This is a genomic window from Paenibacillus sp. RC334 (genome assembly GCF_030034735.1).
GTDB classification, from domain to species: Bacteria; Bacillota; Bacilli; order Paenibacillales; family Paenibacillaceae; genus Paenibacillus; species Paenibacillus terrae_A.
On sequence record NZ_CP125370.1, the window covers coordinates 5,163,490 to 5,182,942 of the forward strand.

Annotated in this window: 15 protein-coding genes and 3 pseudogenes; 2 read left to right on the forward strand and 16 right to left on the reverse strand. The window is 44.7% G+C overall.

Features of this window, described 5'->3' with window-relative positions:
* Positions 1 to 35 precede the first annotated feature (35 nt).
* The 7 genes and pseudogenes from argB to hpf all read right to left on the reverse strand — a co-directional run bounded on the left by argB (position 36) and on the right by hpf (position 9,408).
* The gene (argB, locus tag QMK20_RS23700) at positions 36 to 875 is read right to left on the reverse strand and encodes an acetylglutamate kinase (RefSeq protein ID WP_283653527.1); all 840 of its coding nucleotides are present in this window, start codon (positions 873 to 875) and stop codon (positions 36 to 38) included.
* Between the two features lie 80 nt (positions 876 to 955).
* Positions 956 to 2,183: pseudogene (gene argJ, locus QMK20_RS23705) on the reverse strand (bifunctional glutamate N-acetyltransferase/amino-acid acetyltransferase ArgJ).
* 106 nt (positions 2,184 to 2,289) lie between these two features.
* Positions 2,290 to 3,339, reverse strand: coding sequence for an N-acetyl-gamma-glutamyl-phosphate reductase (argC, locus tag QMK20_RS23710; RefSeq protein ID WP_283653528.1), 1,050 nt, complete (start codon positions 3,337 to 3,339; stop codon positions 2,290 to 2,292).
* Positions 3,340 to 3,605: 266 nt separating this feature from the next.
* Positions 3,606 to 4,505 (reverse strand): YitT family protein, encoded by a 900-nt coding sequence (locus QMK20_RS23715; protein ID WP_283653529.1) that lies wholly within the window; start codon positions 4,503 to 4,505, stop codon positions 3,606 to 3,608.
* A 99-nt stretch (positions 4,506 to 4,604) separates the two neighbouring features.
* Positions 4,605 to 5,718, reverse strand: a protein-coding gene (gene prfB / locus QMK20_RS23720) for a peptide chain release factor 2 (RefSeq protein ID WP_283653530.1) whose coding sequence is annotated in 2 segments (ribosomal slippage) — positions 4,605 to 5,645 and positions 5,647 to 5,718 — 1,113 coding nt in all. Because the reading frame shifts where the segments join, the coding sequence is not laid out codon by codon here.
* Between the two features lie 271 nt (positions 5,719 to 5,989).
* Complete coding sequence (gene secA, locus QMK20_RS23725; RefSeq protein ID WP_283653531.1) at positions 5,990 to 8,440, reverse strand: preprotein translocase subunit SecA; 2,451 nt, start codon at positions 8,438 to 8,440, stop codon at positions 5,990 to 5,992.
* 413 nt (positions 8,441 to 8,853) lie between these two features.
* Positions 8,854 to 9,408 carry a ribosome hibernation-promoting factor, HPF/YfiA family gene (gene hpf, locus QMK20_RS23730; protein ID WP_137060524.1) on the reverse strand — a complete coding sequence of 185 codons (555 nt, stop codon included), beginning with the start codon at positions 9,406 to 9,408 and terminating at the stop codon, positions 8,854 to 8,856.
* A 307-nt stretch (positions 9,409 to 9,715) separates the two neighbouring features.
* On the opposite strand from hpf, the gene QMK20_RS23735 reads away from it, so the two are divergent.
* Positions 9,716 to 9,859 (forward strand): hypothetical protein, encoded by a 144-nt coding sequence (locus QMK20_RS23735; RefSeq protein WP_283653532.1) that lies wholly within the window; start codon positions 9,716 to 9,718, stop codon positions 9,857 to 9,859.
* Between the two features lie 403 nt (positions 9,860 to 10,262).
* Here the strand turns inward: QMK20_RS23735 and QMK20_RS23740 are convergent, their stop codons facing one another.
* The 4 genes and pseudogenes from QMK20_RS23740 to QMK20_RS23755 all read right to left on the reverse strand — a co-directional run bounded on the left by QMK20_RS23740 (position 10,263) and on the right by QMK20_RS23755 (position 12,613).
* Positions 10,263 to 10,460, reverse strand: coding sequence for a cold shock domain-containing protein (locus QMK20_RS23740; RefSeq protein ID WP_013373372.1), 198 nt, complete (start codon positions 10,458 to 10,460; stop codon positions 10,263 to 10,265).
* Between the two features lie 267 nt (positions 10,461 to 10,727).
* A complete protein-coding gene (locus tag QMK20_RS23745) occupies positions 10,728 to 10,856 on the reverse strand; it encodes a hypothetical protein (RefSeq protein ID WP_283653533.1) in 129 nt (42 codons plus the stop codon).
* Between the two features lie 368 nt (positions 10,857 to 11,224).
* Positions 11,225 to 11,543 (reverse strand): annotated as a pseudogene (locus QMK20_RS23750) (NucA/NucB deoxyribonuclease domain-containing protein); the annotation flags it as partial.
* A 161-nt stretch (positions 11,544 to 11,704) separates the two neighbouring features.
* Positions 11,705 to 12,613 (reverse strand): annotated as a pseudogene (locus QMK20_RS23755) (IS30 family transposase).
* Positions 12,614 to 12,903: 290 nt separating this feature from the next.
* Here QMK20_RS23755 and QMK20_RS23760 point away from each other — a divergent pair.
* Positions 12,904 to 14,004, forward strand: a complete 1,101-nt coding sequence (locus tag QMK20_RS23760; protein ID WP_283653534.1) for a fibronectin type III domain-containing protein — start codon at positions 12,904 to 12,906, stop codon at positions 14,002 to 14,004.
* A gap of 167 nt (positions 14,005 to 14,171) precedes the next feature.
* On the opposite strand, the gene QMK20_RS27465 is transcribed toward QMK20_RS23760, so the two are convergent.
* The 5 genes from QMK20_RS27465 to QMK20_RS23780 all read right to left on the reverse strand — a co-directional run bounded on the left by QMK20_RS27465 (position 14,172) and on the right by QMK20_RS23780 (position 19,453).
* Positions 14,172 to 14,930, reverse strand: a complete 759-nt coding sequence (locus QMK20_RS27465) for a transposase (protein WP_349361875.1) — start codon at positions 14,928 to 14,930, stop codon at positions 14,172 to 14,174.
* A 24-nt stretch (positions 14,931 to 14,954) separates the two neighbouring features.
* A complete protein-coding gene (locus QMK20_RS27470) occupies positions 14,955 to 15,353 on the reverse strand; it encodes a hypothetical protein (protein ID WP_349361876.1) in 399 nt (132 codons plus the stop codon).
* Between the two features lie 266 nt (positions 15,354 to 15,619).
* On the reverse strand, positions 15,620 to 17,602 hold the full coding sequence (locus tag QMK20_RS23770; RefSeq protein ID WP_283653535.1) for a glycosyltransferase family protein: 1,983 nt from the start codon (positions 17,600 to 17,602) through the stop codon (positions 15,620 to 15,622).
* Between the two features lie 51 nt (positions 17,603 to 17,653).
* The gene (locus tag QMK20_RS23775) at positions 17,654 to 18,808 is read right to left on the reverse strand and encodes a DegT/DnrJ/EryC1/StrS family aminotransferase (RefSeq protein WP_283653536.1); all 1,155 of its coding nucleotides are present in this window, start codon (positions 18,806 to 18,808) and stop codon (positions 17,654 to 17,656) included.
* Between the two features lie 18 nt (positions 18,809 to 18,826).
* Positions 18,827 to 19,453: an acetyltransferase gene (locus QMK20_RS23780; protein ID WP_283653537.1), complete on the reverse strand. Its 627-nt coding sequence runs from the start codon at positions 19,451 to 19,453 to the stop codon at positions 18,827 to 18,829.

The following is a 19,453-nucleotide window of genomic DNA, read 5'->3' on the forward strand; positions in this document are numbered from 1 at the left end:
TCGCTTTGTTTTATAGACTGGTTTGTATAGGATGACTACTGCATACGCATGATGCGCGTTCCAATGGCTTCTCCACCCAGCACACGGCTTAATACCTGCGGTTCACTGCCGTTCACAATGACAACTTCCTTCACCTTGCCGTGGATGCAGGCAATAGCCGCTCTCACCTTAGGAATCATGCCGCCGTATATTTCACCTGTGCTGATCATATCCTCAATCTCCTGTACGGTGATGGAGTCCAGCACCTTCTTTTCTCCGCCAATCTTTTTCAATATGCCCGGCACATCCGTAACGACGATCATCCGGCTGACTCCAAGATGAGAGGCTACTGCACCCGCCGCTGTATCTGCATTAATGTTGTAGCGCTGACCAGATCTATCAATCCCGATGGGCGCAATAACGGGCATGTAGTTCATATCCAGCACACCTGTAATAATCGAAGCCTGAACAGACGTTACTTCTCCGACCCAGCCGACCTCTGCGGCATTCGACACAGGCTTTGCCTCGATTAAATAGCCATCACTGCCTGACAAACCCAGTGCTCGACCTCCGTGTATTCCGATTCTGCGTACAATCTGCTTGTTAATGCTGCCCGCCAGCACCATTTCCACGACATCCAGCACGGGTTCGGTTGTTTTGCGCAACCCGTTGATGAATTCCGTTTCGATGCCCAGCTTCGCCAAATTGTCGGAGATCGCAGGGCCGCCGCCATGTACAATAACAGGTTGAAGGCCTTCCGACTGCAAGCGGGCCAGATCGTCAAAGAAGGAATCAGGCAACGCAGCCAGCGTACTTCCTCCGCATTTCATCACAAAATTACGACGTGCCAATCCCGCATGATTTGCTTGATCCGCGTTTTCCACTGCCGATTGCATATAATCTCCCCTTTTCTCCTCTGCACAGTCCGTGCCATTTTACAATAATGCCAGCATTCCATCCGTGCTTATTCCGTTGTCTATGTCCGATATGCAGCGTTAATCCGCACGTAATCGTAGGTTAAGTCACAGCCCCATGCTGTGGCGGTTCCGTTCCCGTGATGCAAATCTACAATAATCCGCACCGTATCTCCCCGAAGGTAGGAGAGCGCCTCATCTTCATCAAAAGAGACCGGACTGGACGCGCTCAGCACAACAATATCACCCAAGCGGATGTCTACCGTATCCGGGTTGACCGGCTCTCCGGCCCGTCCGACAGCTGCAATAATCCGGCCCCAGTTCGCATCAGCTCCAAAAACGGCCGACTTCACCAGACTAGACCCGATCACTGTCTTCGCGATCGCTTGAGCAGATGCATCGCTTACCGCGCCGCTCACGGACACCTCTACCAGCTTCGTAGCGCCTTCCCCATCGCGGGCAATTGCCTTCGCCAGCTCACGGCAGATATAGGTGAACGCTTCGGCAAAAGCAGCCCAATCGGGATGTCCTGCGTGCAATTCACGATTACCTGCCAGCCCACTTGCCATCGCGATCAGCATATCATTCGTGCTCGTATCGCCATCTACTGTAATCATATTAAAGCTGGTATCCGTTGCCTGCTTCAATAGCTGATGAAGTGCAGTCTGCCCAATCGCAGCATCACAGGTCATAAAAGCCAGCATCGTCGCCATGTTCGGATGAATCATGCCCGAGCCCTTCGCTGCTCCGGCAATGTGTATGGTCACGCCATCCACTTCAACCGCCACGCATGCTTCCTTCTTAACCAAGTCCGTCGTCAGAATGGCTTGGGTAAATTGCTCCGCTCCATCGCTTTCCCCGTTCACACGGCCAGGTAATGCAGATATGCCGCCAAGCACACGGTCCATTTTCAAATGCTCACCAATCACGCCCGTCGATGCAACCGCTACATTGCTCTCCGCAACACCCAGCTCACGAGCAGCAGCCGAGCGCATGGCGTAAGCATCTTGCTCTCCTTGCTGTCCAGTGCAGGCATTGGCGTTCCCGCTGTTCACCACGACCGCTTGCAGCCGACCATCCACGAGGCTCTCGCGAGTCACTTTGAGCGGTGCAGCCTGAAATACATTGGTGGTGTATACCGCAGCGGCTGTAGCCTCAACCTCGCAGCGAATCGCGCCGATATCGTTGCGGTCAGTATTTTTAAGTCCGCAATGCAATCCTCCGGCTGTAAAGCCGCGCGGGGTTACGATATTCCCCCCCGTTTACTACCGTAAACCCTGATTTGCTCATAATTGTGTGCCCTCGTCCGCAACGCTTTCTATAAGTAACGGTTCTATTTGCGAATCCATTCCCGCCCGCTTACGTTTCCCGTTCCATGTTGTGGCTGCTTGCTGCTTTACGGATATACCGGTATGAAGCCCAGTCCGAGGTTCTCCTCCCATCCCATCATCAAGTTTAAGTTCTGAATCGCCTGTCCGGCAGCACCCTTCACGACGTTATCAATGACCGAAATAATCGTAAGGCGCCCAGTCCGTGCATCTGCTGCAAAACCGATATCGCAGTAATTGGAGCCAAATACTTCCTTCGTTGCTGGCCATACACCTTCACCGCGCACACGGACAAAAGGTTGGTCTTTATAATAATCCCGGTATAGCCCGATGAGATCCTGATCTGTGTAATCACCCTTCAACGTGACATAAATCGTACTCATAATTCCTCGGGTCATCGGAACCAGTTGTGTTGTAAACGTAATCGTAACGTCCTCACCCGCAATATCGCCCAAAACCTGTTCGATTTCAGGGATATGCTGGTGCTTGTTAATCTTGTAGGCTTTAAAATTCTCGTTCATCTCCGCATAATGCGAAACGAGACTTGTTCCCCGGCCGGAGCCGGATACTCCGGATTTGGCATCTACAATCAGCGTCCGATGGTCGATCCAATCTGCCTTCAACGCAGGGATAATTCCCAGCAATGTTGCCGTTGGGTAGCAGCCCGGATTAGAAATAAAAGAGACGCCAGCAAGCTTTTCTGCATACACCTCGCTGAGTCCGTATACGGCTTGCTTGAGATATTCGGGTGAAGCCGCAGGCTTTTTATACCATGCTTCGTACGTTTCCCCGCTTCGCAGTCTGAAATCCCCAGAGAGGTCAATGACCTTCAATCCGGCATCAAGAAGCTGCGGCACCAGCTTGGTGCTGACACCAGAAGGTGTAGCTGTGAAAACCAGATCAGCCTTGGCAGCCGTCTCTTGAACATCGACACCGTCCAAATCCTGAACCACAATGTCCGTCAGATGTGGAAACCCGTCACTGATCGGGACACCCGCGCTGGACGAAGAAATAACAGATACGATCTCTACCTGCGGATGATGAACCAAAAAACGAATGAGCTCCACCCCGCCATACCCGGTGGAACCGACAATTGCCACTTTTAGCTTGCTGCTCACAGACCTTCCTCCATTCCGTTCCTATGAAATATGTATTATTATACGACTCTATTCATATAAATACAACATACTCATGTAAAGTTATTCACCCAAATTTGAAGTGATTGTCTCATGCATTGGTATTTATTTAGATTGCTCATTTCTGCATCTGATGTTGAAGTTCCTATCAGAACCTGTATAAATACAAAAAGGGAAACCACGTTTTGCAAAAACGGAGTTCCCCTTATTTATTAGCTAAAACAAGCCTTTCGGCAGGCCACTTTGTTTCAGCCTTCCTTCTTAAAACCTTCACCCAATACTTCACGCGTATTACTAATGATCACGAAAGCATCCGGATCTACCAAGCGAACAAGCGTTTTGAGACGGGTCACCTCATTTTGGCCTACCACAACCATTAGCACAGGACGTTCTTCGTTCGTATAACCGCCTCGTCCAGCCAACTCCGTCAATCCCCGATCCAAGTCATGTAAAATAGCCTGTGTGATCTTTTCCTTCTGATTGGATATGATATAGGCCACTTTGGAGTAGCTTAACCCCATTTCCACGGCATCAATGACCTTGCCAGTTACAAACAAACCAATTAGTGCATACAGCGCCCGCTCCGGCGATAGAGCAAAGCCAGCCAGTGTGATGACTGTACCGTCCATAAGCATGACGCAGAGTGATAGGCTGAGGCCGGTATATTTTTGAATGATCTGCGCCAAAATAGCCAGCCCACCCGTCGAGCCTCTGCCCCGGAATACAGTGCCCAATCCCAACCCTACTCCGATTCCACCATACAGCGAAGCCAGCAACGGATTCGTTGTCGGAACTGCCCAATCCTTAGTTAGATAAACGAATAAAGGTAACATGATACTTCCCAGCAGGGAACGCAAACCGTATTTCTTTCCTAACAGCAGCACCCCCGCTATAAATAACGGAATATTCATTCCCCACTGCGTATAAGCTGGTTCCAGACCAAACAGATCCTGGCCCAAAATAGATAAACCCGACACACCCCCGGATGCAATTCGGTTAGGAAGCAGGAACATATTGAAGGTCAGCGCCGTAATGAAGGAGCCGAGCACAATGAGCAGAACATCCATCACATTGCGAGCGGGGCCGCTGGCGGCAATCAGAGGCCTACGGCGTCTTCGCCGAGCAGCGGGGAGATTCATTTGAGACATCTTTCGTATTCTCCTTTAATTTAAAAATACCGTGTACACAAAAATTCCTACAGTCCATAGGCACATGGCCTATGGGTCTGTAGGAAAACATACAGGCTATTATTCTGCGTCCAGCTTGATCTGACTGCGCAGGTAACCGTCGATGAACGGGTCCAGATCGCCATCCATGACAGCCCCTACATTGCCTGTTTCCACACTGGTACGATGATCCTTCACCATGCTGTATGGGTGGAACACGTAAGAACGAATTTGGCTGCCCCATGCAATATCGGACTGTTCCCCACGGATTTCGTCCAATTGTTGACGCTGCTCTTCAATTTTGCGCTCGTAGAGCTTGGAACGAAGCATCGTCATAGCCTGCTCACGGTTCTTGATCTGGGAGCGCTCATTTTGACAAGTTACAACAATGCCGGAAGGAAGATGCGTAATCCGAACTGCTGAATCGGTCGTGTTAATATGCTGACCGCCTGCGCCGCTGGCGCGGTACGTATCAATTTTAAGATCCTCTGTCCGGATTTCCACGTCCACATCATCCGCAATTTCCGGCACGACATCACAGGATACGAACGACGTATGCCGACGACCCGAGGAATCAAATGGAGAAATGCGCACGAGACGATGCACGCCTTTTTCTGCTTTGAGGTAGCCGTAAGCATTATAGCCCTTGATCAACAGCGTTACACTTTTGATCCCTGCTTCATCACCCGCAAGGTAATCCAGCGTTTCTACCTTAAAGCCGCGTTTTTCTGCCCAGCGTGTATACATCCGTAGCAGCATTTGACCCCAGTCCTGCGACTCGGTTCCGCCTGCCCCCGGATGCAACTCCAAAATAGCATTAAGCTTGTCATATGGCTGATTTAAAAGCAATTGCAGTTCGAACTCCTCAAGCTTGCTCAGCAAGGATCTGATACTGTTCTCAATTTCTCCAGCCAGTGTTTCGTCGCCTTCCTCATCAGCCAGCTCAGCCATCATCCCCGCATCCTCATATTCCTGACGGAGCTGTTCATAGCTGTCTACCGAAGACTTAACCGCGTTCATTTCCGCGATCACAGCTTGGGCTTTATCGTTATCATCCCAAAAATCAGGCACAGCCATCTTTTCCTCAAAGTTTGCGATCATTTCCTGTTTGAGATCTAAGTCAAAGAGACCCCCTAAGGTTTGTTAGTTTCTTGCCTATTTCTCTTAAATCATGCTTAACATTTGGATCAATCATTATGTCATTCTCCTTTTGGCGATGGGTTAAGGGTTTAAAACTGTTATGAGTACGGCTGGGTGAGGAGACGCTACGCGAATGATTTGATCTTATGATCGCTGACACTTCTCCAGATTCAAATCCTTCGCTTCGCTACCGACCGCCGTAAAGTCAAACGGCTTTTAAATAACCGGGTGCTCCCCTGTATGGCACAAAATGGCCGACGGTCAGTTGGATAAACTGCCGCCTGCCATTATATGCATTACAGGAAATGAATGCTTCCCTAAATCCGTTATCTTCTGCGCGGACGCGAAGGGGCAGATTTCTTTTTAGGAGCAGCAGGTTCGCCACTCGTCGAGATTTTGTCTTCGTCGATGACAGCCTGACGCTCTTGGTTGGATTCAATTTGCGCCTTCATGATGTAAGTCGCTACTTCCTCCTGGATGCTGGCGATCATGGCATGGAACATTTCAAAACCTTCAAACTGGTATTCACGCAACGGATCGGTACCACCATAAGCACGCAAGTGAATACCTTGACGCAGCTGATCCATAGCATCGATATGATCCATCCATTTGCTATCCACTGCACGCAGTACAATAACTTTCTCGAACTCGCGTACCATGTCTTCGCCAATCGTCTCTTCACGTCTGTGGTATCTTTCGTTAACTTTCTCGAAGACCAGTTCAACGATCTCTTCTTTTTCTTTACCCCACAGGTCATCACGACTGATTGCATTTTCATCAAGCAGATTGTTATTCACATATTCTGCCACTTCTTCAAGTTCCCAGTTTTCAGGGATGTCATCGCCGCAATGTGCTTCCACCACACGCTCAATGACAGGCTTGATCATGTCGAACACGACTTCTTTAATGTTCTCGGATTCCAGCACTTCACGACGCTGTTTGTAAATAATAGTACGCTGCTGGTTCATCACGTCATCATACTGGAGAACGACTTTGCGCTGGTCAAAGTTGTTGCCCTCAACGCGTTTTTGCGCCGATTCGATAGCACGTGTAATCATACGACTCTCGATTGGTTGGTCTTCCTCGAAGCCCAAGCGCTCCATCATATTGAGTACGTTGTCCGCACCAAAACGCTTCATCAACTCATCGCCCAGCGATAAGTAAAACTGTGTAGACCCCGGATCACCTTGGCGTCCTGCACGGCCACGAAGCTGATTATCAATACGACGTGATTCATGACGCTCTGTACCGATGATGTGTAAGCCGCCAATACCCGATACGCCTTCGCCCAACACGATGTCTGTACCCCGCCCTGCCATGTTCGTGGCAATGGTTACTGAACCCGCTTCACCTGCGCGGGAAATGATTTCAGCTTCCTCGGCATGATACTTGGCGTTAAGCACTTTATGCCGTACTCCTTTGCGTTTCAGCATTTCGGAAAGAAGCTCCGAATTTTCAATAGAAATCGTACCTACCAATATCGGCTGGTTGTTTTTGTGGCGCTCCACAATTTCATCCACTACCGCATGGAATTTACCTTTTACGCTCTTGTATACTACGTCAGGCATATCCACACGCTGATTTGCCCGGTTCGTAGGGATCTGGAGAACTTCCAGACCATATATTTTTTTGAATTCTTCTTCTTCTGTTTTAGCTGTACCCGTCATACCTGCCAATTTGCGATACATACGGAAATAGTTTTGGAAAGTAATCGTCGCCAGCGTCATGCTCTCGTTCTGTACAACAATGTTTTCCTTCGCTTCAATCGCCTGATGCAAACCATCGCTGTAGCGACGTCCGGCCATCAGACGGCCTGTGAACTCATCGACAATCAGAACTTCGCCGTCAGCTACGACATAATCCACATCCAGACGCATAATAGCGTTAGCCTTCAAGGCCTGTACGATGTGGTGATTGATTGTAACACTTTCCTGATCGTACAGGTTCTCCAGTCCGAAGAAATTCTCAGCTTTGGATACACCGTTCTCGGTCAAAGCAACCGACTTCACCTTGATATCCAAGGTGTAATCTTCTTCAACATTCAGACTCTTCACAAAACGGTCAGCCGCAAAATACAGCTCTGTGGATTTCTGAGCTTGTCCAGAGATAATCAACGGCGTACGGGCTTCATCGACGAGAATCGAATCCACTTCATCAATGATACAGAAATACAACGGACGTTGTACCATCTGTTCTTTGTAGAGCACCATGTTGTCACGCAGGTAATCGAATCCAAACTCATTGTTCGTGCCGTATGTGATGTCGCAAGCATATGCAGCTTGCTTTTCTCCATGACCCAGACCAGACAAATTCAGCCCGACCGACATGCCCAGGAAGTTATAGATTTGTCCCATTTCTCCGCTGTCACGTTGCGCCAAATAGTCATTGACCGTAACCACGTGCACGCCTTTACCCAACAGTGCATTCAAATAAACCGGCAGTGTTCCCACTAGTGTTTTACCTTCGCCAGTTTTCATTTCGGCAATTCTACCTTCATGCAGCGCAATACCACCAAGCATCTGCACGTCATAATGACGTTTGCCCAATACCCGCTTGGACGCCTCACGAACGGTTGCGAAAGCATCCGGCAAAATCTCTTCCGCCGTAGTTCCCTGCTCAATCCGGGCTTTAAACTCCGCCGTTTTCGCTTGCAGTTCCTCATCCGATAGCTTCTCGAAATCCGGCTCTAATTTATTGATCAGCTCAACCGTCTTCATTAAACGCTTGACGTCACGTTCGTTTGTATCTCCAAAAATTTTCTTTACAATTCCTAACATGGTTTACCCCTTTCACGCAAAACAATTAATAGAATCAATTTCACAATAAGAAAGGGTCCATGATGAAATTGATCCCGATATGTTTGACAGGCCCGGCTATACCAGCCCATCGTGCGATGTTCTTTGCATAAATTGTAACAGTTTGTAGGACATGCCGCAACACAAGCCGCTCCCTGATTTGCATCCGGTTAAAGATACCAAAACAATTCACGCATGAAATACACATTTAGTTACGTTTATTTGCTTAAAATTTCATTTCATTTTCAGAAAAACATATAAAAGAGCCCTACCCCGCCAGGTTCGCAAGGATAAGGCTCGTCGTTAGTTTCATTCTTCCCAATCTCCAATGAAGCATGCTTTCAATCGGGAACCCTCTATTCATTTTAAAACATGATAAGTTCCTGTCTTACAGATTATTCCCGTTCGATCAGGCCGTATTTACCATCATTGCGCTTGTAAACCACGCTGACTTCTTCGTTATCAATATTGGCAAATACAAAGAAATTATGTCCAACCATGTTCATTTGAAGAATGGCCTCTTCCACATCCATCGGTTTCAATAAGAAACGCTTGGTGCGGACGACTTCCAGCTCATCCAATTCTGCATCTTCAGCAACAGCCACGCCACCTGCCGTATCTTCTACAAAAAGGGTTTTCAAGCTGCCCTCCTGACGAAATTTACGGTTCAGCTTGGTTTTATGCTTGCGAATCTGCCGCTCAAGCTTGTCTACCACGGCATCAATGGACGCATACATGTCGTCGCTTTCGTCTTCGGCACGGAGTACAAGCCCCGGCAAAGGAATGGTTACTTCTACAGTGTGCAAATCTCTGGTTGTGCTTAACGTTACACTTCCGTCAGACGTCGGGGGTGCATCGAAATACTTCTCAAGTCTGCTGAATTTCTTATCAACGTATTCCTTCAAAGCGTCGGTAACCTCGATCTGTTGACCTCGTACTGTTAAGTTCATAGGGCACGCCTCCTTTGCCCCTTCAGTATAACACATATGTTAACGCCAAGTAAAAAAAGCACCCGACATTTCGAAGCTATTTTACAAAATTCTTCTTTTTTCGCTAAAACGCTTCCTCAAACCTCATTTTTTGAAAAAGATCATGTTTTAAAGAGACACACATACACATGTGAATAATGAGCACATATAAAAATAGTTGCTCTGCTGCATCGTGACATTTATGTATTCCCGGCTTTACGTTCAGCTGCTTTAACGAAAAAGGAGGGGTGGCCTTTACACACTGAATCCGATGCAGGCCTGTGGTGGTATGCACGGCTTTCCTAAACTCACACTTAGCTCCAGCGCTCTGCGTGTCGGGCAGGAAGATACTTTGTCCTTTACCGTCAACGTAGAAAACATCGGCAACACTCCGCTGGAGGAGCTATTGCTCACCGCTCCATTTGCAGCCTAAGATTTCCTTTTGCTGTGAACGGTCACTGTGAGCTCTGTGTCGCTTCCATTTCCTAAGCTGCTCCAAGGTATCCCGTTGGCCGTCTTGACCCACCCTAGGGCCGTCATCGTCTTTTCCTTGGACATTGGATCCGCACTCCGTGCTTATCTAATCACTCAAGTCATCCTGCGCTATTAATTCCGCTTTCCAGACGGACGCTTAGAGAAGCAGTTGTGGAGATGGCTGACTTCGACGGTTCTGTCGAGTAGTTTTTCATTGTGCAGCTCCTTACATCGTGTAAGGGGCCTTTTTATATACCCAGAAAACATAAAAAAGCCCTGGAATACATTCCAGGGCAGTTGCTAGCGCGTTATCCATTGCTAACCATCTTACCAATTATGTAGGTCGGCTATGCCGGGGATGATTATAATTTGGTTACGTTAGCGGCTTGTGGTCCACGTGCGCCTTCGACAATGTCGAACTCCACGTCTTGTCCTTCTTCAAGTGTTTTGAAGCCTTCTGTTTGAATTGCGGAAAAATGAACGAATACGTCGCCGCCATCAGCAGTTTCAATGAAACCATAACCTTTTTCTGCGTTAAACCATTTTACTTTACCTTGCATGCACTAACATTCCCTTCGTCATCAAATGAAGTGAAGCTCTCGCCCACATTTCCGACTATACCATCCAAAGTTATCCATTGTCAATTGGAATTGATAATGTTTTCATACATAGTTATTCCAATTTTTATTTGTAAAGCACTCTATTCCTATAGATTGGCATGGTATAATAAGCAAAAGAGCCTACTATATTCATATAGTAAACTCTTCGTGAGCGTTCGAAACTCATAAAATAAATTCAATTAAATTTTTTGTTGCGTCCCATTTTGCTTAATTATAGTAAACCACTGTTGGATGCGGCTCAATCCCTTTGGCATAGTAGTAATTCAAGCTACTTGCAAAATCAATGACTTTCTTTTTATCAAGATCATATACAAGAATATCTGGATCTCCAGCCATATCAATAAAATCCAGACGTCTTGGAGTAGTTCTGCCGTTGGTGTCAACGAAAGAGGAACTGTGATAGGGAGGGTTGCCAGAACTATATGCTGATTCAAAATAGGTGAAAAGCGTCCCTTCATTTAGAACAATTAAAACCGCATTATCCGAGCTTGCATAATTCGAGGTATATTTCACAGGGTTGTATTGGAAATTTGCGTCCCGTTCACCTTAATGTCTCCGTTTGTATACTCAAATCTAGAGGACTTTCCTCCAAAGCCAGTCAGTAAAAATATATAGTTGGTATGAGACTTTAATTGGCAGAGCCTCGTTTATTATAAAATCACTCGGGTTCCATTTGGGTACTTAGTCTACTCACGAACCAACTAACGATTATTCTTTGGACTTATGTATTGGATATCAGCACCTGCGCCACCTTCCACGCACATTGCCATAGGCCATTCGTCGTGGTCATATCCCTTTTTAGTCGGAACCCCTTTTAAGGACTCCTTGTGGTTTTCCTCAGCTCCATCCCGATCAATCGTACACAGAATGTCCGGCTGCAATCGCATCCTTAATGTGTGCCCCCGTTTCTGGATAGCGTGAGCTTGGAAATTCCAAAGTGTACTCAGAAACTGCTTGTTGGTTGGCTACCGATGGTTCGGCATAGACACCTTGTTCAGAAAATAGCCGCCAGTAAAAACACAATTAATCCTCTCACAAATCCTTTCACCATATGACATCTCCATAGTACTTTAAATCCTCTCAATGATATATTGTGGGACGTGTCAAAGTATCGAGCATGTTGTCACAAAACAAACAAATAGCAGCAAAATTATATAATGTAAGAGATATTACTCGACGGATTGTCAAGCCAAGTACGACAGTTCTTCTGAAAAGGATTCGTGAGCAGTTTTCCAGCCCAAACATTTTCGTGGTCTGTGGTTGATGAGGTCTAGTGCACGCGCCATTCATCGTCCCTCACTTGGGCGAAATCGGTCCCTTTGGGGAAAAATTCGCGCAAGAGCCCATTGGCGTTCTCGTTGGAGACGCGCTGCCAGGACGAGTAAGGGTCAGCAAAGTAGACCTGCACTCCATGCGTAGCTTCCAGACTGGTATAACAGGCAAACTCCTTGCCTCGGTCGGCGGTTGCGGTCTGGAAGGCGCCGACAGGGTACTGGGAAGCGGCAACGCCAAAGGCATTCTCCATAGATACGCCGTGCGATCAGACATCTGACTGGCGGTGTACAGACGTGTCTTGCGTTCCACAAATGTAGCTACACAGCCTTTACTTTTCCCACGTCCCAAAACCACGGTGTCCAGCTCCCAGTGTCCAAACGTCTGACGAGAACGGACTTCTTTCGGACGCTGGGAAATCGGTCTGCCTACGGCAAACTTGCCACGGGTTTCAGCAGGCTTCTGTCTTTTGCCTTTGTGCCGAAGGGCCGTTAACACGCCCTTCACCAAGCGACTCGTATACAGCCAGCGAGATGGTTTTAAAGCACACGATACGTTGTCCTTCCTGACGCAGTCGCTCCACGATCTGCTCAGGAGACCAGGTGGCCTGAAGCTTCTTTTCGATGACCGCAGCTTGTTCTGGTGTCCACTTGCCCGACAGGTACGGAAGCCCTACGGCGCTGCTTGTAAGCTTCATGAGAACATTTAGCTTCATACAGCTCCTGCTTTGCATTACGACGAAGCTCTCGGCTAATGGTCGCAGGATGTCTTCCGAGTTCCCAGGCAATGGCTCGTGCGCTTTTCCCTTGCTGGTGGAGGATTTCTAGCTTGCTGCGTTCGACTTTGCTAAGATGAGTGTAGCTCGTGGTGGATTCTCCTTGTGTAGAGGGTGTTGTGGTGACTGCATTCTACACGAATCCGGCCATTGGCCCTTTATTTACTTATTTCCAGTGAGTGTGTCGCACTTCATATTACAATCCGTCACTCTAAAAAAATTAAATCCACAATTAAACTTATATTTGAATATATAGACATTAATGTTTAGACATCCCTTTGTTATTTTTATATTCTCATGAAGCAAAATAAATATGTCAAAGGGGTTCTACATTAAATGAGAAAAAAATTCGGATTAATTACACCAATCTTGCTACTGATTTTATTATTGATTCCATTATCTTCAGTAAACGCCTATCCAGGTGGTCTTGCCAATGGGAAACCAGGAACTATAACATATGGCACATTCAGCGGAGGTGAAACAACCTTATTAGCAACTGATGATAATAATAAAACATCGGTATCCTTGAAATCACAGACTCTAGTTATAGATTTAGGAGAAACTCACACTATTAACTCCTATCGTCTGGATGCTACTGGAACATTTAGATGGAAATTATACAATGACAATAAAACATACATTGGCGGGTTTGAAACTTCAGCATATCCCATGAACGGCAACCCATTTGTAGGTCATGCTTCTGGTGTTAGATACCTAGTTATGGATGGAACTGGAACCATTAATGAATTAGATGTTTTTACAGGAAGTATATTACCTAGTGCACCTCAGAACTTAGTTGCTGTTGGTGGCGATTCAAAAGTAACCTTGAATTGGGACGCAGTTACGGATGCTAAAACTTATACAGTTAAAAGATCGACAACCTTAGGTGGACCGTACACGAATATTAGCGTATCAATAAAAGATACCTCTTTCATAGATACTTCAGTTACAAACGGATTACCCTATTATTATGTCGTTTCAGCCATTTCTGATGGGGGTGAAAGTCCAAATTCAAAAGAAGCATCAGCAACTTCCATTGGAGTAGTTACACCGGATCCATCTACAACACCAGATCCGTCTACTAAGCCTGATCCATCTACAACACCAGATCCGTCTACTAAGCCTGATCCATCTACAACACCGGATCCGTCTACTAAGCCTGATCCGTCGGATACAGATGGTACCTCCCAGCCTACTGGTGACCGTGCAATTCTGACTGTAACAATGGATAATGGATTTGATAAAGAATTCGATTTAAGCAAAAAAGAACTTAATGCCTTCATCGCTTGGTATGACGCTAAAGATGCTGGTAGAGGTGCTTCATTCTTTGCCATTGATAAGCACAATAATAACAAAGGTCCATTCAGCAACCGTAAAGACTACGTAATATTCAATAAAATACTCACGTTTGAAGTAAGCGAGTATTCAACTAAATAACAAAAAAAGACTCTATCCGGCTACTGAACTGTGACCGTATTTATGGACAATTTGAAAAAGTTGACGGAGTAGTTAAGAGCATGAAACAAAAGACGATCTCAATTTCGTAGTAATAGGGAATGAAGGCCGTCTTTTTGTTATAAATTCAGGTCTTTATGCCTTATTTCTTACTTCATCAGCTTCAATATTCTCTTCAAGTTTACAGTAAAGATCGCCATTGCACCTTGTAACTGCATGCCAGTTAGAACCGAAGATGACGCTACATCATACCCTTGTCTGTGTTTGAGTTCACTATTCTTCGCTTCAATTTTGTAGCGTTCTCTTGACTTCGCTTTGAAGTACTCGCTTTCCTGGAACGACATTTGTTCCGTGTGTTCGCCAGATTTAATACTCACTGAGTAGGACTTGCTTTTTGCTCCTTCATTGTAGCATCCTCCTTTAAAAGAACACCTCTTACATACTTCTACATCGAAGTTATAGGTATTCTTTTGGTTATTGTTAACGCCCTTTTCTCCTGTCCGTGCTCTCTGAATCGCCATATGGCCGGCCTTACACACGTACATGCCTGCATCTTTATTGAATTGAAATTCATTTTCTTTCTTACGTGCCCCTTGTGTAATGAGCGGATTGAGTTTGCCGATCAGTTCAATTTCATTGCTTTTAGCGTAAACGATGTTGTCTTTTTCAGAGTAAGCTGTATCTCCGATGATCGATTTGATTTCCATACCCGTTGCTTTACTTTTTTCAATCAGCAATTGCAGTTGCTTGCTGTCATTCTTTTCACCCGTTGTGACAACGGCTGCCGTTATGATTCGTTCCTCGGTCATGGCAAGATGGGTCTTATAGCCAAAAAACGAGGAATCCGCGCTCTTGTGGCCCAACTTTTGCATCTTGGTCTTCTGAGATACGTAATTGTTGCAGGTCATCGGCGACCGTTTCTTTCAAGAAATTCAAAGGTTCTTTAATTTTCGGCAATTCGCAAATACCGCCTTCAGCTTCAAGCACGGCAATGAGTTTTTGACAGTAGTCGATCTCTTCCTCAAGTACATTACATTCTTGACCGGGAACTTGGCCTTGAGTGATTCATCTGCCTTATAGACCGCTTTTCTCAACTTGCGGGAACGATCCAGCAAGATTTTCCGGGGAGATTTCTGGTTGTAACGAGCTTTTGTATGAGTGGCATCGACAATGATGACTTTGCTTTTAATAATGCCCTTTTCCAATGCAATTTCAACGGTTTTGCCCACTAGCATGTCAAGTAAATTCAAGTCTTTCAAGTCTTCATAAACAACAGAGAAGCCAACCAGTTCGTTGATTTGTTGTAACATATTGTCTTTCGGTACTACCAAGTTATAAAGTTCCAAATAAGGACTTAAAGTCATAGATTGTGTTTTTGAGTCATCTCATTCACCTACTTGGTTTAATACCTTAATTATATAGAGAGAAGGTACAATCTTCTCGCTAAAACTTGAGAAGATTGTACCTTTTTTCATACGCCTCTATTTTATTTAGGGAATCGTCTTTTTATACGTTTATTTACTTTCTCTCACAAAATTTAATTTTAAGTGGTCTCTTTTTAATAGCGGGGTGCCTAGACAAGCTGAATAGATAAAATTTAATCTTCTTTCATAGCTACGATTTGCATCTGGCCTAAATACTCCGAGCCACCAGATATTTTAAGAATTTTGAAATTATGCATTCTCATAAGTATTCTCAAGGAAATATGATCATATAGAATAACATGTAATGGTGGGTCTAGATGTCGCCAACCGCTTCCAGAATGATAGCTGGCTGTCGAACTGACATTAGGTGTATTTACAATAAATAATCCTCCGGCTTTTAGCACCCGTCTTATATTCTCCATGAAATGATGCGGATTAGGGATATGCTCCAATACATCAAAAGCTGTTACAACATCAAACGATTCATTATCAAATAAATGCTCATCCAATGAACCCGTTGTAATATTTAGTCCATGTTTTTGTCTACCTAATTGAGCTGCTTTTTCTGATATCTCCACTCCTTTTACATCCCAGTAGCGAAGTTGAGCCTCTAGTACAAAATTACCTGTTGAGCATCCCAAATCAAGTAGCTTACCTCTAGGATACTTAGTCTGATCTACATATGTCTCAACCAAATCCATTCTAGCTTCTAATACAGCTAATAGGCCTGGAGTAATTTGTTCCAAATCTGTAGACCAACCCATTTTTGTCCGATGCTCGTTAGAATAATAGACATTGTTATAAAACCAGTCTAAATAGCCCTCTGTCGGTTGAGGATTCATAAACACTGTACAGCATTCAGCACAGCGGTGTAGATTGGTTTCAAAACCATCATGTCCTTCAATAGAATACAACGGTGAGAAACTAGTTCCACTACAAACAGGACATTGTTTCGATACTTCCTTACTTTTATCTGCTTTGTAGGAGTTTAGTTCTTTTTCTCTCGCATAATTTAATTTTGAAGCAGTTACGATCTCGATCACTTCCATAGCCCGTTCCTTATAGGTATGTTTCGTAATAACATGCTCATATAATTCTTCCACAAGCTCTATTCTTTCTTTAGGATGAGTTAAGAAATAATCCCCCTTAGTGACAAGCTCTTCAAGACTCCCAAAAGAGATTTCGTTCCATACATCAGGGAATAACAGCTTCATGTCATCTTTATAGTCACTGAGAACAAAGGATTTAGAAGCAAAAACGTCGAAAACTCTGTTATTGACTGAAGTCTCAAGCTGGAGAGAAGAAATATTAAGATTTATCGCATAGCTTTGATATAACGAACTAAGTTCACTATTAGCTACTGACGGATGATGAATAAGATGGGTACTCGATAATTCCTTTGATCCATATACATGAATATCAATCCCACTAATACTATTCAAAACATGCTGACGTAAAATAGCACTTCCACGGATATGAATCGGCGCATAAATATTTCTCCAAAATGCATATGGATGTTTTTCATAGAGATATCGAATAGGTTCAAAATCCTTTAATAAAAATGCTTCCCTACATAAATCATAAGTGGGGATATTTATATTCTTCACTTTTTCATTAATGATGAAATTAATGAACTTTTGTTCAAGATGTTCTTCTACAACGTTATTATCAACTTTGGCTATGTTACCAACGAACGCCATTTCGCCTTCTTTAGCTCTAATTTCGGGATTCGGATAAAACTTCAGAGGATTTGTAGCAAGCATTATTGGATGTACATTCTTAATATTTCGTTCAATAAGCAACTGCAAACAATATTTATCCCACACAAAATGATAATAATACGAAGCATGCTCTTGAAATTCTGCTTCCAATCCTTCATCTATTGAAAAAAGAGGATTGTCATAATGTAAAGAAACGAGTGGAATGCCCATTTGGCGCAACAGGAATTGTTTTCCATCTTGAAAGATTCCAACACCCCCATAAGCAACAGCCATATCTGGATTAAAATCCCTTATATTTTGAATTTCTGAAAGCCCGAATCCCTCTTCTAATCTAACATACAGTATTTCATGTCCCAATTGTTCAAATGCAACAGCATAATCGTCGGTGATATAAGGAGCAATAACACCGTTTCTCCTGAATAGTACAATTTTCATGTTCTTCTCTCCCATTCGTGTTGCTCTAAATATTAGTTATTAAGAATACCTCTAAACCCTGCTACTAATTATTTTTGTTAACTGTTCAATGACAAACTTTTGATCTTCGAAAGTCATATTGGTATCCGATGGTAAACAAATTCCATTCAAAAACAATTCCTTACTCACATCTTTTTCTACATCATGTTTAAAGTAATCTGCCTCCGCAAACAGAGGCTGTATATGCAGCGGTTTCCATACCGGACGTGATTCAATATTAAACTCTTCCAGACCATCAATGATATCGGTAACGGTCTTTCTAATTTTTTTTGAATCAATTAACATAGTAGTTAACCATCGAGTCGACTTTCCAAATGATGCTTCTGGCATAAACTCTATACCATCTATGGCAGATAAAGCGTCATAATAGTTTTTAAATATTCCCCTCTTTTGAGAAATCCTTTTGTCCAAAACCTGTAGTTGACCGCGCCCAATTCCTGCTAAGACGTTACTCAGACGGTAGTTATATCCGATCTGACTATGCTGATAATGCTTGGCACGGTCTCTGGCTTGTGTGGCGTAAAATCTTGCCTTCTCTAACAGAATCACATCTTCAGAAACCAGCATTCCTCCACCTGACGTTGTGATTATTTTATTTCCATTAAAGGAAAATATACCGAATTTACCTATTACCCCACTCATTTGCTTACCATATGTAGCTCCTAGTGACTCTGCGGCATCCTCTATGATAGGGACTTCATATTCATCGCATAACTTCTTCAACCGATCATAATCAGCACTTTGCCCATATAGATTAACCACAATGACAGCCTTAGGCTTCTGCCCTTTATCTGCATATGTTTTAAGCGCTCTCTCTAATGCCTCTGGGGACATATTCCAGCTGTCGGGCTCAGAATCAATAAAGACGGGAATAGCCCCTTGATATAGTATAGGGTTAGCACTAGCAACAAAGGTGAGTGACGAACAAAAAACGATATCATCTTGTTGAACATTCAGCAAAATTAAGGCTAAGTGAATAGCTGCTGTACCGGAACTCAGGGCTACCGCTCCTTTGCTACCTACGTAATTTGCCACTTCCGATTCGAAGAGGTCAACATTCTTACCCAAAGGCGCAATCCAGTTCGTCTCAAAAGCCTCGGCAATATACTGCTGCTCCGCCCCGTCCATATGCGGTGATGATAAATAAATTCTTTTGTCACTGGACATTTCACTTCATCCCTTATCCTATAAGTTTTTGATAACTCTCGCTGGACACCCTACGGCAACAACATGATCCGGCAGATTACGGATTACGCATGAAGCCGCTCCTATTATTGTGTCATTCCCTATACTCACGCCCGGAATAAGGCTCGCACTTATACCTACATGACTCCGACAACCGATAGTAACCCCTCCAGCCACATGCACCCCTGGTGAGATATGTGCAAAGTGTTCGACACAGCAATCATGGTCTATGGTAGCTGCCGTGTTAATGATGACATGCTCTCCGATATGGGTATCTGCATTAATAACTGCGTTAGGCATCACTACCGTTCCTTCACCTATGGAGACATTGGAGCCAATGACAGCACTTGAATGGATAGCAGTACCAAATTGAACCTGCATCTGTTTTAAACGCTCCACAATATTCATACGAATGGAATTGTTCCCGATTGCTACAATGTACAAAGCTTCCGGGTACTTTAATGTGACCTGGTGTAATTGCCCCATACCGCCAAGATTCAGTATGCCATTCCATTCTTCTATCGGACAGCCGTCATCCATCACACCAACGATTGTTTCTTGACAGGAACGCAAAATATCTACAACTACCTTGCCATGCCCGCCTGCTCCGAAAACGATGTAGCTCAA